At 34.9% G+C, this 13,331-nt stretch carries 13 protein-coding genes, 1 pseudogene and 1 other annotated feature; of the genes and pseudogenes, 10 read left to right on the top strand and 4 right to left on the bottom strand.

Annotated features, from left to right (window positions below; all coding sequences use genetic code 11):
- Positions 1 to 60: 60 nt before the first annotated feature.
- Positions 61 to 747, bottom strand: coding sequence for a YetF domain-containing protein (locus tag J7W16_RS06165; RefSeq protein ID WP_210596395.1), 687 nt, complete (start codon positions 745 to 747; stop codon positions 61 to 63).
- Positions 748 to 910: 163 nt separating this feature from the next.
- Here J7W16_RS06165 and J7W16_RS22260 point away from each other — a divergent pair, with 163 nt between their 5' ends.
- The 3 genes from J7W16_RS22260 (at position 911) to J7W16_RS06150 (ending at position 2,517) form a co-directional block, all read left to right on the top strand.
- Complete coding sequence (locus J7W16_RS22260) at positions 911 to 1,024, top strand: TlpA family protein disulfide reductase (RefSeq protein WP_210596394.1); 114 nt, start codon at positions 911 to 913, stop codon at positions 1,022 to 1,024.
- A gap of 15 nt (positions 1,025 to 1,039) precedes the next feature.
- A complete protein-coding gene (locus J7W16_RS06155) occupies positions 1,040 to 1,684 on the top strand; it encodes a TlpA disulfide reductase family protein (RefSeq protein WP_210596655.1) in 645 nt (214 codons plus the stop codon).
- Between the two features lie 110 nt (positions 1,685 to 1,794).
- Positions 1,795 to 2,517: a hypothetical protein gene (locus tag J7W16_RS06150; RefSeq protein WP_210596393.1), complete on the top strand. Its 723-nt coding sequence runs from the start codon at positions 1,795 to 1,797 to the stop codon at positions 2,515 to 2,517.
- 141 nt (positions 2,518 to 2,658) lie between these two features.
- Here J7W16_RS06150 and J7W16_RS06145 read toward each other — a convergent pair whose 3' ends face one another.
- Complete coding sequence (locus J7W16_RS06145; RefSeq protein ID WP_210596392.1) at positions 2,659 to 3,249, bottom strand: lysophospholipid acyltransferase family protein; 591 nt, start codon at positions 3,247 to 3,249, stop codon at positions 2,659 to 2,661.
- Positions 3,250 to 3,448: 199 nt separating this feature from the next.
- Positions 3,449 to 3,665: a binding site (T-box leader), on the top strand.
- A gap of 51 nt (positions 3,666 to 3,716) precedes the next feature.
- On the opposite strand from J7W16_RS06145, the gene J7W16_RS06140 reads away from it, so the two are divergent.
- A complete protein-coding gene (locus J7W16_RS06140; RefSeq protein ID WP_210596391.1) occupies positions 3,717 to 5,381 on the top strand; it encodes a 2-isopropylmalate synthase in 1,665 nt (554 codons plus the stop codon).
- A gap of 278 nt (positions 5,382 to 5,659) precedes the next feature.
- Positions 5,660 to 7,591 carry a fructose-1,6-bisphosphatase gene (locus tag J7W16_RS06135; protein WP_210596390.1) on the top strand — a complete coding sequence of 644 codons (1,932 nt, stop codon included), beginning with the start codon at positions 5,660 to 5,662 and terminating at the stop codon, positions 7,589 to 7,591.
- Between the two features lie 272 nt (positions 7,592 to 7,863).
- Here J7W16_RS06135 and J7W16_RS22255 read toward each other — a convergent pair whose 3' ends face one another.
- Together J7W16_RS22255 and J7W16_RS21880 are read right to left on the bottom strand one after the other, a co-directional pair.
- Complete coding sequence (locus J7W16_RS22255) at positions 7,864 to 8,367, bottom strand: peptidoglycan-binding domain-containing protein (protein ID WP_346726910.1); 504 nt, start codon at positions 8,365 to 8,367, stop codon at positions 7,864 to 7,866.
- A 30-nt stretch (positions 8,368 to 8,397) separates the two neighbouring features.
- A pseudogene (locus J7W16_RS21880) lies at positions 8,398 to 8,904 on the bottom strand (peptidoglycan recognition protein family protein); the annotation flags it as partial.
- Positions 8,905 to 9,191: 287 nt separating this feature from the next.
- Here J7W16_RS21880 and J7W16_RS06125 point away from each other — a divergent pair.
- From J7W16_RS06125 to J7W16_RS06105, 5 genes are all read left to right on the top strand, one after another.
- Positions 9,192 to 10,130 carry an SGNH/GDSL hydrolase family protein gene (locus J7W16_RS06125; protein ID WP_210596388.1) on the top strand — a complete coding sequence of 313 codons (939 nt, stop codon included), beginning with the start codon at positions 9,192 to 9,194 and terminating at the stop codon, positions 10,128 to 10,130.
- On the top strand, positions 10,130 to 10,753 hold the full coding sequence (locus J7W16_RS06120) for a YpmS family protein (protein WP_210596387.1): 624 nt from the start codon (positions 10,130 to 10,132) through the stop codon (positions 10,751 to 10,753). Before J7W16_RS06125 ends, J7W16_RS06120 begins: the two co-directional genes overlap by 1 nt.
- Before the next feature lie 152 nt (positions 10,754 to 10,905).
- Positions 10,906 to 11,091, top strand: coding sequence for a hypothetical protein (locus J7W16_RS06115; RefSeq protein WP_210596386.1), 186 nt, complete (start codon positions 10,906 to 10,908; stop codon positions 11,089 to 11,091).
- 363 nt (positions 11,092 to 11,454) lie between these two features.
- Complete coding sequence (xerS, locus tag J7W16_RS06110; protein WP_210596385.1) at positions 11,455 to 12,531, top strand: tyrosine recombinase XerS; 1,077 nt, start codon at positions 11,455 to 11,457, stop codon at positions 12,529 to 12,531.
- Positions 12,532 to 12,663: 132 nt separating this feature from the next.
- Positions 12,664 to 13,035: an rRNA methyltransferase gene (locus tag J7W16_RS06105; protein ID WP_210596384.1), complete on the top strand. Its 372-nt coding sequence runs from the start codon at positions 12,664 to 12,666 to the stop codon at positions 13,033 to 13,035.
- Positions 13,036 to 13,331: the final 296 nt, after the last annotated feature.

Raw genomic sequence — 13,331 nt, 5'->3', positions numbered from 1 at the left:
AAGCTAGGAATTCATTTCCCCTGAATTAGAATACTCACTAACTGTTTTCCAGTAAGCCACTTAGTGAATTACATCATGTTTTTGGTCGATATATAAGCTACCATCTTTTTGTAATTCAGCATAAAACACGTCTTCGATTTTAGAAATTCCAGCTTGATGTAATTGTTCATTTACCCAAGCGTGATCAATATTTAATTTAGATAAGTTTTCCTCTTGAATTACTCCATCTGAAATTACAGCAGTGGCTATAGGTGGAGCATGCTTTGACATTTCCTGTTTGGGAAATCCATTATTTTCAGTTTCTTTTTTAAGGACAGAAAGATTGCCATCTGTCTCAAAAATAGCATAATCAACTTCAGAAATAGCGAAAACATCTTTTTGTCTTAGTAAGGCATTTAATGCATCAATGTCGAGACGTACTTTCCGTAGCTCCTGTTCCATAATTTGACCCTTTTTAATCAAGATTTTCGGCTCACCTTCAATCATATTGCGTGCTTTTTTTGATCCAATATCAATAAACCCAAGCAAGATTGTTACAGAAGTCCAAGCAACCAGTGCAAATACACCATTTCTGATACTGACGTTTGAATCAATAACTAATACACCTGCAATTGCACCAATTGTAATTCCTGATACATAATTGAAATACGTCATCTGGGATAGTTCTTTTCTTCCCATTATTTTAGTCAAAGTTAATAAGACTACAAAAGCAAGTAAGACTCTAATTGAAAGTTCAAGTAAAGTCATAATCGATTCTCCTTTCGTTCTCTATTACTTCTTATTGTTGTCTATTGTTAAGGCCTCATGCATTCTTTATTATGATTACATGGTACTAGTCGATGGAATGGAAGCAGATGATTGGTTTAAAATAACTGTATAAAGTAAACTAAAGCTAAAAAGGAGGGATACAGTGTTATTACAAAAGATGCCAACTGTTCAACTTTTTGATTTAGATGGAAAAGAAGTCTCAATTAATGATTATCAAGGAAAAAACACGCTACTATTTATGTGGGCTTCTTGGTGACGTTGTAGAGATCAACTGCCAGGGTGGCAGGAATTTTATGAAAAATATAAACATAAAGATTTTGAAATTTTATCCGTTTCTGTTGATATTCAAGGTGCTGATGTAGCGAAGCCATATTCTGAAGATCTTTCCTTTACAACTGTTGTTGATCCTGAAAATAAGCTTGCCAATTTGTTTAACTTCAATATTGTCCCGAATGGTATTTTCATTGACAAAGCAGGTGTCATTCGCTTAATTAAACAAGGCTTTCAAGTTTCTAATACAGATCATATAGAAGCTGTTAGAACATTACTTTTTAACGAAGTTGAAAAAGTAGAATTAGATGATCACTATTTTAACCCGTCCAATCCAACTAATGCACTTGAAAAGCAGCTTTCACAGACCAAGTTCAAGTTGGGAATGGAGTATTACAATAATGATAAAATTGAAGAAGCTTTAAAAGAATTGGATGAAGCTTTATTACTTAATGCAGATAATTTCTTAATCAGGAAGCAGAGATGGTACATCCGGCATCCTGAGAAATTTTCACCAACGATTGACATTGAATGGCAACAAAAACAGCTAGAAAAGGAAAAGACGGAGGAAGCTTTATTAAATAAGGATTTAGTTTGTAGTCCTGAAGGCTGTGTTATTCCTGGCACTTCAAATGAGAAAAAGTAATTTTTATCATTAATCCAGGAAAGCAGATCACACTCTGCTTTCTTGAATTAATATGGCGGTCATTCTATAGTATATTTTGTAATCTACTTTTCAGAGAGAGATGATAAAACTTGACTAACGTCGCACTATTAACGGTTACCCATGACCCTAACGCAAAAAATCTTAAATTAATGAATCAATTGAAAAAGGAAATTGAACATATTTACGGGGAGGTTTTCATTGCTATTAGCGACAAATCCTCAATTGAATACATAAAAGAACTGAAAAATAGCAACTTCAATGTGAAGATCATACCCAAAAAAGGAGCAGCAGAGGCGAGACGAGAAGTGGTAAAATTCGGACTTGGTGGAGAAAGTGAGTTTTTCCATTACTGTGACTTTGATAGACTGTTGACCTGGGGAGAGAATTACTTAGAAGAATTAAAGAGGACAGTATCAACTAAACATGATGAAGATTATCTTATTCTAGGACGTACAGAACGTGCGATGCAAACACATCCTATAGAATGGATTGAGACAGAGACAATTACAAACAAAATTGTTTCGATGGAGCTAGGTCAAAAAGTTGACGTAACCGCTGGATCCTGTATGTTTACAAGGAGAGCAGCGACATATATTAATACATATTCAAAAGAAAAGATGACAGATGCCGAATGGGCTATGATTATTCATAGAATCGCTAAACTCAATATAGGCTACACTGCTGTCGAAGGTTTAGAATATCACGAAGCAATTAATGGAATCATCGGAAATCAAAGTAGTTCAGAAAAGTGGTTAGCCAGGTTACGTCTTAGTTATATTATTAGTGAAACCGCAATTCATGTCGGGAAATAACCTGTTTGAACACTCATATTCACATGGAGTAGATTTTCATTCAACGCATAATTAACAAGTAAGAGGGCTAATCCTGTCTACATTATTGTTTTATGCAATAGTGTCGACAGGATTTTTGATAAAATGATTGAGGAAGCTTGACTAATTTAGCTCTTTTTCAAGTTGAGAAAAGATTGTTTGTATTTTTTGTAAAGCAATTTCCGAGTCTTCTTTTGCATCGTAGTCGCTAAGATCGATTGGATCTCCAAAGATGACCTTGATTTTCTCTCTCTTGAAAATTCCAAACAGTGAATTAGGTCCCTTATAAGCAGCTGGGATAATAGGGACTCCAGCACGTTTTGCTATTACAAAAGCACCTCTTTTTAAACCTACATTTTCTGTTGATCTCGTACCACTTGGAAAAATTCCGACGACCTTTCCTTGCTTTATTAGACGTTGAGGTATTTTCAATGTGCTCGGCCCAGGATTCTTTCTATCGACAGGGAATGCATGCAATGATGAGAATAACCAATTAGTTAGCTTCGTTTGGAACAACTCTTTTTTTGCCATATAATATAACGAAGTCGGTTTCATCGCAATACCAAGTGCTACTACATCAATCCATGTCCTATGTGTACAAACCACAATGTATCCGTTATGTATGTTGGGTAATCGATCCCGCTGCAATACTTTGATGCCTCCACCAAAAATGAGTAGAAATGCTTTCATTACAACTCTACCAAATGTGTACATATCTTCCTTCCTTTCAATAAAAGATCATCTAGAAAATTATAATCAAATTAGTATTAAAATACATCAATTAATTAACCATCAGTAATAAAGAACTATGCATCTTCTTTACGTAGTGACCATCTTGCTATTTGTCTTTTTTTGAAATACCCTTGACAGTAACTCATAACCGATTTAATATAAGGAAAATTCAAATATTTCAATAAACACAATGATCGGAAGTATTAAGGATCCTCTATTGTTCAGAGAGCTGTCGTTTTGGTGAGAGACAGTCTATAGACTCCCCAACTCATCCGTGAGTGGTAAGGCTATCACAGGCCTTAACGATTAACCCCGTAATCGGTTTAGAGTGGATTTGTTTTAGGATAAACAAATCAACAAGAGTGGTACCACGAAGGTTCAAGCCTGTCGTCTCTTAAGAGATGATGGGCTTTTTTTATTTATATTAGATAAAGGGGAGTATGAACATAATGAAAAACTATAACAAATATGCTAGAAGCTATTTCATGCCACCTAAGACTAGCATGAAATGGATGGAGAAGGAATATGTAACAAAGGCACCAAAATGGTGTAGTGTTGATTTAAGGGATGGCAATCAGGCTTTGATTGTACCAATGAACTTAGCAGAAAAGCTTGAGTACTTTCAGTTATTAGTTGACCTAGGCTTTAAAGAAATTGAAGTTGGCTTTCCAGCTGCTTCAGAGACTGAATTTACCTTTTTACGAACATTGATTGAACAAGATTTAATACCTGCAGACGTCACAGTACAAGTGTTAACTCAATCGAGAGAGCATATTATTCGGAAAACGTTTGATGCGTTACAGGGTGTCCGTAAAGCAGTGGTTCATTTGTATAATTCGACTTCTGTTGCACAAAGAGAACAAGTGTTCAAGAAATCAAAAGAAGAGATTATTCAGATTGCGGTTTCTGGAGCGGAATTATTAACTAGCTGTGCAGCGGAAACAGAAGGTGACTTCACCTTTCAATATTCACCAGAAAGCTTTACAGGAACAGAAATTGATTTTGCACTTGATATCTGTAATCAGGTCCTAGATGTTTGGAAACCAGGAGTAGATAATGAAGTGATCATTAACCTCCCTGCAACGGTCTCGCTTTCGATGCCACACGTCTATGCAAGCCAAATTGAGTATATGAGTGAGCATTTAAAGTATAGGGAGCATGTCATTTTGTCTATTCACCCTCATAATGACAGAGGGACTGGTGTTGCTGATGCTGAACTTGGGATGTTAGCAGGAGCTGACCGAGTGGAAGGGACGTTATTTGGCAATGGGGAGCGGACTGGAAATGTTGATATTGTGACACTTGCCTTGAATTTATATTCACACGGCATTGATCCAGAGCTGAATTTCGAACGAATTCCAGACGTTTTAAAGGTGTACGAACGAATCACAAAAATGAAAGTACCAGAACGACATCCATACGGCGGCGAGTTGGTCTTCACTGCATTTTCTGGCTCTCATCAAGACGCGATTGCAAAAGGGATTAAATGGAGAGAGGACAATGCTGAACCATATTGGAATGTACCATATCTTTTAATCGACCCAACCGATATTGGTCGAGAGTATGAAGGAGATATTATTAGGATTAATAGTCAGTCAGGTAAAGGTGGCATTGCGTATATCCTAGAACAAACTTATGGTCTTGATCTGCCTATTCAAATGCGGGAGAGCTTTGGCTATAGAGTGAAATCAATTTCCGATCATTTGCATAAGGAGCTAGGTTCTGCTGAAATATATACAATTTTTGAGCAGGAATATATCAACCTAAATAAACCAATTCAGTTCATTGATTATTCATTCAAAAGTGGCGAGCAATTTGAAACGATGATTGAAGTGAAAAAGGATGGAGTCATTCATGAGTTTACCGGCATAGGTAATGGACGACTAGATGCGATTAGCCAGGTCATTCAAAGTCAATTGAATATTAGCTATTCAAATTTACTTTATAAGGAACATGCGTTGGGAACTGGTTCCGACTCGAAGGCAGTTTCCTATGTCGGTATTACAAACGAATCTGGTACCATATACTGGGGATGTGGAATAGACGTCGATATTATGACTTCATCGATTAAAGCCCTGTTCAGTGCTGTTAATAAATTGATTTTAGATCAATAGTAAAACGACAAGTTAGCTTGAGAGTAAATGAGCGTTGCAGCAAAAGGGCAACGCTCCTACTTGATTGAGATCGTTTTTTTACATATACACTATCACACAATGCAATTTTTGTAGTAAATGCTTTGTTTAGTCGAAGATAAGCATATAGTAACCTATTAAAATAGTCCGGATTTATTGCAGGTACACCCGATTAGAAATAAATAATTTGCTATAATAGATCGTATGATAAAGTACATTCAACTCATTTAAATGTTATTTGAAAGGGGATTCAATGTATCTTGAACACTAAATTTTTAGATCTACTAGCCGAACGCTATGATAGTGAGGAAAAAGTAGTAACAGAAATTATTAACCTTGAAGCTATCCTCGATCTACCAAAGGGAACGGAGCATTTTGTCAGTGATTTACATGGAGAGTATCAAGCATTCCAGCATGTATTACGAAACGGATCAGGTAAAGTGAGAGAGAAAATAAGAGATATCTTTGTCGATGAATTAACTGCCGATGATATTAGCGAATTTGCGACATTAGTGTATTATCCTGAAGAGAAATTACAGATAATTAAGAATAATGCTAATAATAAACAAGAATTGCAAGAATGGTACACAAAAATGATTACGAATTTGATCAAGCTGCTACCATATGTATCTTCAAAATATACACGATCTAAATTACGCAAAGCCCTACCAGAGCAATTTGTTTATATCATTGAAGAATTATTGTACAAGACAGACGAATATAGCAATAAAAAACAGTACTACGCAAAAATTGTTCAACAAATTATCGCACTTGGACAAGCTGACAAATTAATTACTGGACTTGCTTATACCGTTCAAAGGTTGGTTGTGGATCATCTTCATGTTGTTGGAGATATTTATGATCGGGGACCCGAGCCCGATAAAATTATGGATACATTAATAAACTATCACTCTGTAGATATCCAATGGGGAAATCATGATGTATTATGGATAGGTGCATTTGCTGGATCAAAGGTTTGTTTAGCCAATATCATCCGTATTTGTGCTAGATACGATAATTTGGACATCATTGAAGACGTCTATGGGATCAACCTAAGACCACTTCTTAATCTTGCTGAGAAGTATTATGAGGACAACCCAGCATTTAGACCAAAGCGCCATTCCGACAAGCAACTTACCGAGCAAGAACAATTACAAATCACAAAAATTCATCAAGCTATTGCAATCATTCAATTTAAGCTCGAAATGCCTATTATTAAAAGGCGACCTAACTTTACGATGTCAAATAGGCTTATGCTCGAGAAGGTCGATTATGATAAAAACGAAATTACACTTCATGGCATTACTTATCCACTTGAAGATACTTGCTTTGGAACAATTAATCCCAAGCAGCCTGATCAATTGCTGGAAGAGGAAAGACAGGTAATTGATAAACTGTTATTTTCCGTCCAGCACTCCGAGAAACTAGCTAGACATATGAATTTTTTAATGAAAAAGGGTAGCCTTTACTTGAGATATAACGGAAACCTACTTATTCATGGATGTATCCCTTTAGACGAACAAGGAAATATGGATCAAATGATTATTGAAAATAAAACCTACGCTGGGCGTGAATTGCTTGATGTCTTTGAACAGCATCTACGATATGCATTTGCACACCCAGAAGAAACTGATGATCTTGCTACAGACATCGCGTGGTATTTATGGACGGGTGAGTATTCCTCGCTCTTTGGTAAAAAGGAGATGACAACATTTGAACGGTATTTCATTAAGGATAAAAAAGCTCATAAAGAAGTGAAAAATCCTTACTACTATTTACGTGAAAATGAGGAGATTTGTCGTCAAATTTTAAGTGAGTTTGATCTTAATCCAGATCAAGGTCATATTATCAATGGTCATACACCAGTCAAAGAAATTGATGGAGAAAACCCAATTAAGGCAAACGGAAAAATGATTGTTATTGACGGTGGATTTTCTAAAGCTTATCAATCAACAACCGGTATTGCTGGTTACACGTTATTATACAATTCATTTGGAATGCAGTTAGTTGCCCATAAACATTTCAATTCAAAAGAAGAGGTACTATTGAACGGAACGGATGTTCTGTCTGTGAAGAGATTAGTCGATGAAGAGCTCGAAAGAAAGAAAGTTTTAGAAACCAATGTTGGAGAGGAGCTATTACAGGAAGTCTCTACGTTGAATAGCTTAATGCAAGATCGGTATGTAAAGTAAGACTAATTTAATTTTGTGCAACTGAGATTATAAAATCAAAAATTTTGTAAGAGGCAGGGACAAAGGTGGTTAACTAAATGAAAAACCGAACAATCATAGCTGGGTTAGATACAGTAGCTAAGTTATTGATTTGTTTAATTTTCATTAGAAGCTTTTGTATGTCCCGGTCTCTTTTTCTATGTATTGATAGCACTCATCTTTATTGATGTTATTGTCAGGTGAAAAAGTCACCGGAAGAAGAAATTTCTCCTTCCGATAAACAATCCTACTAATTATAAATTATCTAATTCCAGTTCCATATATTCTCTTGTATTTGGCCCATAAATGCCATCATTAGCAAGCTTCGCATAGCTTGATTGAAAACGTCTAACGGCATTTTCTGTTAATTCACCATAGATTCCATCAATATATGTGGGGTCATAGCCAATTGCTTTTAGTGCACGCTGAACACGTGCGACTTCAGGGCCTTCATCTCCTTTTCTCAGGATTCCATCTGGTAAAGGAAAGTCTGAAAGAGGATTACTTGAACCAACGACTTCTTTTAATTTATTTAGTGTAATTGGACCAACTAACCCGTCAATCTGTAAATTATAAGCCTCTTGAAAACGCATGACCGCTCGTTGTGTTTCTGCTCCAAAAATTCCATCCGCACCGTAAACAGGTAAAGAAAACCCTGCACGAATAAGGTCTCGTTGAATCTCTTGAATAAATGTCCCTTCGTCTCCTTTACTTAATGGAAGGTCAACCGATTCACCTTTTATGACGGGCTCTGTCACTTCTTGGCCATCAAAATATTTTTGACGTGCTCTCTTGACATCACTAATAAATTCATTCCACGAGATACCATATCGATTTAAGGCATTCTGAGGATCTGTTCTTCGAGTTGGGTCAAGAGTACTGTGAGCGACAATATGTCTGTCTGCATCGAGATTATATTTGTCTAATAAATAGGCATGGTACCAAACATAGCGATTGTATGCTTCCTCAAAATTAATTGAACCACCCCAAGCAAGCTCCACTCCGATTGCTGCAGCATTAGCATCTGCTCCAAAACGTTGGTTATCTGCTGTAACACTATTACGAACATGCCACGCTTTTTCAGTAAGAGGAATAATTTCCAAAATAATATCATCGTCGATAAAAGTATGAGCTGAAGCAAAAGGATCTGCATTTTCGAAGTAATTCCTATTAGCATATGCCGAGGAACCAGGGTTACCAGTATCATGGCTAACAATAAATTCTACATTTTCTAGTCTTTGACCTGATCGGGAATTCCCTAATGAGATGTAATCCCTTGTAATATTATATAACATAGAACACCTCTAATTGATTTATTTATACTTTTGTTTATGCATGTAGCAATAATTCTGTGATAAGACCAGAAGAAAATGGGGTATAAGTAAATCAAGGATACTAACCTTTCTTCTTTTTATTAATATAAGGAACCAAAGGAATGGGGGGTGACTCTTAGAAATACTTTCTACAAAAAAAGCGAGAAAATTATATTACATTATTCGCTTCTGAATGATAAAATGATGAGATATTCAAACTAGCCATTTTCTAGTTTAATAGTGATCTTATTGACAGGTGTGATGTGAACATGCATATGAAGAAAGCATTAGGCGCAATTGCAATTTTACTTCTTGTTAGTTTTCTTCTATATTTAGTTTTTTTGAATCCAAGTCAAACGAAGCTAGAGAGTGTGGAAGCGGTAAATATCCTTAATGAAGAACAAGTTGAAGATTTACCTGAAACCAATGCAGCTGAAGAGGTTGAGCAATTAGTTGAGGCGAATACATTGGAGCAACCAACGATAACAGAGGATTTAAAAGATAAGGTCAGAGAAGTCCTAGATGTTGCAATTAACCTTTTTACTAAAGAACAAAAGATTGTTGCGATCGGTGACTCACTTACACAAGGCGTTGGTGATGAAACCGAAAAGGGAGGTTATGTGGGGATTTTGAACCACACTTTTGAAGATAATAATATTAATATAGAAATTGAAAATATCGGAAAAAGGGGTAACCGTTCTGATCAGTTATTAAAACGACTCGAAAAAGAAGAAATTGCAGCTTCTATCAAAGAGGCAGATACTGTGTTAATTACAATTGGTGCGAATGATATTATGAAAATAGTTAAAAGTAACTTTACTAATCTCACACTAGAGCCTTTCCAAAAAGAGCTACCAAATTATGTTGTACGTCTTACTGCTATATTGGATAGAATCAATGGGCTGAATCCAGATGCACAAATATATCTGATCGGCTTTTACAATCCGTTTGAACGTTATTTCAGTGATATTTACCAACTACAAATAATCTTGAATGATTGGAACACAGCTGGTAAATCACTTACAGAGGAATATGCAAATGTCCATTTTATACCTACACAGGATTTATTCCTAAATGGTGATATTGATTTATTAGCTGATGATCAATTCCATCCAAATACTAGTGGCTACAAATTAATTGCTAAACGTGTCCTAGAGCATCTTGAAATAAATGAGGAAACGGATATTACACCAGAGGATGTTGAATAATGTTTAGAAAGCGATTTGACTTCAAAAGAATAAACTGGAATTGGAAAACGTTATTCATAATTTTGGCTGGAATAAATGTTTGTCTCCTTCTACTATTTCTAATGTTTATTATCTGGCCTGTTTCAGAGGGAGGGACATCGATTTCAGAAATTTTTGAAGAGGAACTTGGTTCTGAGTTTACGATCCAGTCAAGTAAACAAAACCTAAACGATCTTGTTAATGCATATATTGATAAAAAACTTAAAGATAAAGATGACAAATATTCGATTAACATGGAAGAGAATGTCCATTTCACTGGTTCAATTGAGGCCTTTAAAACAGACATTCCTGTCTCAATTATTTTAGAGCCGTCAGTAGAAGAGAATGGAGACCTTGTTCTATATCCTACAGAAATGTCACTTGGTTTGCTCCAATTACCACAACAGAAAATTCTCGAATACGTCAAGAAAGAGTTAGAAACCCCTGACTGGATTGAAATTGATCCGAAGAAACAAAGGATCTATATAGCAGTCACTCAAATTAAAATGAAAAATAATATTAATGTAAAAGTCCAACATTTTGATTTGAAACAAGATAACATCTCTTTTTGGATAAAGATTCCAAATGAAACATTAGGATTTTAAAAATAATAACCTCCCACTAACTCAGTAAAAAGTAGTGGGTTTTTTTGTATGAATAGTGTGTTTGAGGCACCCATCCTTGTTGAAAAAAGGGAATTAATGTTAAGATGAAATCAATAGAAGTGGAGATCACTGAAGAGAGGGAGGGGACTTATTTGAAAACAAATTCTTTCTTAATTCGCTTAGCTATTATAAGTATAACTATTTTTGGTGGGGCATCTTTAATTCGTTATCTCAAAACCGGCGAGCTTTTATTCGATCAAATTATTGCGATGTCACTTGGCGTTAGTTTACTGATAATGTCATTAATATGGAGGAAAAATAACAAAGCAATTCGTTAAAATAAATTCGCTTGATGTAATCTGAAATGAGCAAGCCTTAAATCAATATAACCAGGATAGATCAAAGAAGGTGTTGTTAATGGAGGGAATCAAACTAGGTGCAATATTTTTATTTATCATATTAGTTATAGCGTTTTTCTTTTCTTTAATAAGGCTAATAGTTTCTCATTACTTTGAGGATTTTTATCAAAAGCTTTATTTTAAATCGCATCAATTATACAAAACAGTTATGAAGAAATGAACAGGAGATATTGATTGCTCTGGATATAGATCCAAAACATTATTACGTAAAATATAAATTTGACGTAATAAAAGAAGGAAATCATTATTCTATGTAGAATGTATAGTATTGAGGTGAATTATATGAATAATCAACAGCAGCAACATTATCAAAAACTACAATTACTGCTAAAAGACTTACCCTGGTATGTTGAAGAATATATTGATCACAAACGAAGAAAACTTTCTGCAGCTTCCTTACTAAATTACTGTCATGATTACAAAATCTTTTTTCAGTGGATTACTTCGGAACATTTGTTCGAGGGTTCCGTACGTGAGATCCCATTAGAATTACTTGAGAAATTAACAGTCCAGCAAATTGAAGGCTTTCTGCATTCTCTTCGTTATCAGCTAGATAATAAAGAGATCACAGTGAATCGTAAATTATCAGCCTTGAAATCACTATTTAACTATCTTCAAAATATTGCAGAAACACGTGACCTTAAGCCCTATCTAAGCCGCAATGTGATGGCTAAGGTTGACTTTAATGACATAAAAGAAAGCATGGAAACCATTGCAAACAAAATGGAAGGAAAAATATTAATTGGTGATGAATATGAAGGGTTTAGACGCTTTGTTGCACATGATTACGGGGAATTAATAAAAGAAAATAAGAAGCTAGTGAACTTCTATAAGCTAAATCAGGAACGAGATACAGCAATTACGTCAATGATACTTGGTTCCGGCTTGCGACTTTCGGAAATTGTTAATTTAGATTTGAATGATATCGATTTTAAAAAGTATTCAGCGAGAGTCATTCGTAAAGGTAACAAGGAACAGTATGTGTTTTTTAGTAAAATTGCTATGGATGACCTTCAAGAATACTTGAAAATTAGAGAAAGTCGTTATAAGGTTGATAAAACCAATAAAGCACTGTTCGTAGCAGCTGCAATGGGTCCTAAAGGAAAAACAAGAAGATTAACAGCACGTTCAATTGAAAAACTTATTGAAAAATATGCAACAGCATTCGGAAAACCATCGTTATCTGTACATAAACTACGCCACTCGTTTGCAACAAGATATCATTTTGAGATCAATGATGTACCTAAATTAAGAAGACAATTAGGTCATTCCTCAATCCAAACCACCATGATCTATACACATATTAGAAATGATGACCTAAAAAGTGCGGTTGATAAAATGGACATGCCAAAGGATTGATGATTAATAACTAGTGATTCAGGTCAAGGAATAACGATCTGAATCACTAGTAAGTGTATATTTGAGCTATCTTAAGTAAATTATTCATTATGATAACTAAACCCTATTACTTAAATAAAGGATGGATTTATAATGTGGAAATCAGTAAACGGCAAGCTGGTTCATACAACAGATCACAATAGAGTTAAATTTAGAACACGAATAAGTGCAGCACTTTTAGAGCAATTGGATACTTTAGCAAAAGAACATCACACTTTTCCTAACTACCTATTGGAAAGCGGATTAGAGAATTTGTTGCTGAATGGAACAATTTCATATAATAAAGAATTGAGACCAAAAGATCGAATTCATTACAAAACAACATATGATACAGCATTATTAGCAAATGTTAAAGAATTTGCTAAGCAAAACAAATTATTTATAAACGATGTTATAGAATATAGTGTGAACTTCATTGATTTTGATAACCTTAAACTTAGAAGCCATAAATACCGAATAGAATAATATTCTTATTTAGTGCCCCGAACATAATATATATTATCGGAAGTAAAAAAATAAAAATGTAATCTGTCTCTAATCTAAAGTATTCTTAAGATAATGAGACGAAATAAAAATTAAGTTGGATTTTTGTCATTCAGATTTACTACTTATAAGTTCAATATACTTCGCACACTGAAAATTAAATTGGTTACTTACTTACTATGAATAAACCAACAACAAAGTCTGGAATTAGGATTGCTTCCCTCTTTCCGCTTCTAAATACAATACCAACCACCTAAACAGTAAAAATGCATGGAGGA

Origin of the sequence: Halalkalibacter suaedae, assembly GCF_017939705.1 — a bacterium.
GTDB lineage: Bacteria > Bacillota > Bacilli > Bacillales > Bacillaceae_D > Halalkalibacter > Halalkalibacter suaedae.
This window is presented reverse-complemented; position numbering and strand designations above follow the sequence as displayed.

Excerpts from the sequence above, each read along its gene's own strand:
- J7W16_RS06105 (WP_210596384.1), top strand. The coding sequence starts at position 12,664 with ATGTGGAAATCAGTAAACGGCAAGCTGGTTCATACAACAGATCACAAT.
- J7W16_RS06120 (WP_210596387.1), top strand. The coding sequence starts at position 10,130 with ATGTTTAGAAAGCGATTTGACTTCAAAAGAATAAACTGGAATTGGAAA.
- xerS (WP_210596385.1), top strand. The coding sequence starts at position 11,455 with ATGAATAATCAACAGCAGCAACATTATCAAAAACTACAATTACTGCTA.
- J7W16_RS06145 (WP_210596392.1), bottom strand. The coding sequence starts at position 3,249 with ATGTACACATTTGGTAGAGTTGTAATGAAAGCATTTCTACTCATTTTT.
- J7W16_RS06165 (WP_210596395.1), bottom strand. The coding sequence starts at position 747 with ATGACTTTACTTGAACTTTCAATTAGAGTCTTACTTGCTTTTGTAGTC.
- J7W16_RS06140 (WP_210596391.1), top strand. The coding sequence starts at position 3,717 with ATGAAAAACTATAACAAATATGCTAGAAGCTATTTCATGCCACCTAAG.
- J7W16_RS06125 (WP_210596388.1), top strand. The coding sequence starts at position 9,192 with ATGCATATGAAGAAAGCATTAGGCGCAATTGCAATTTTACTTCTTGTT.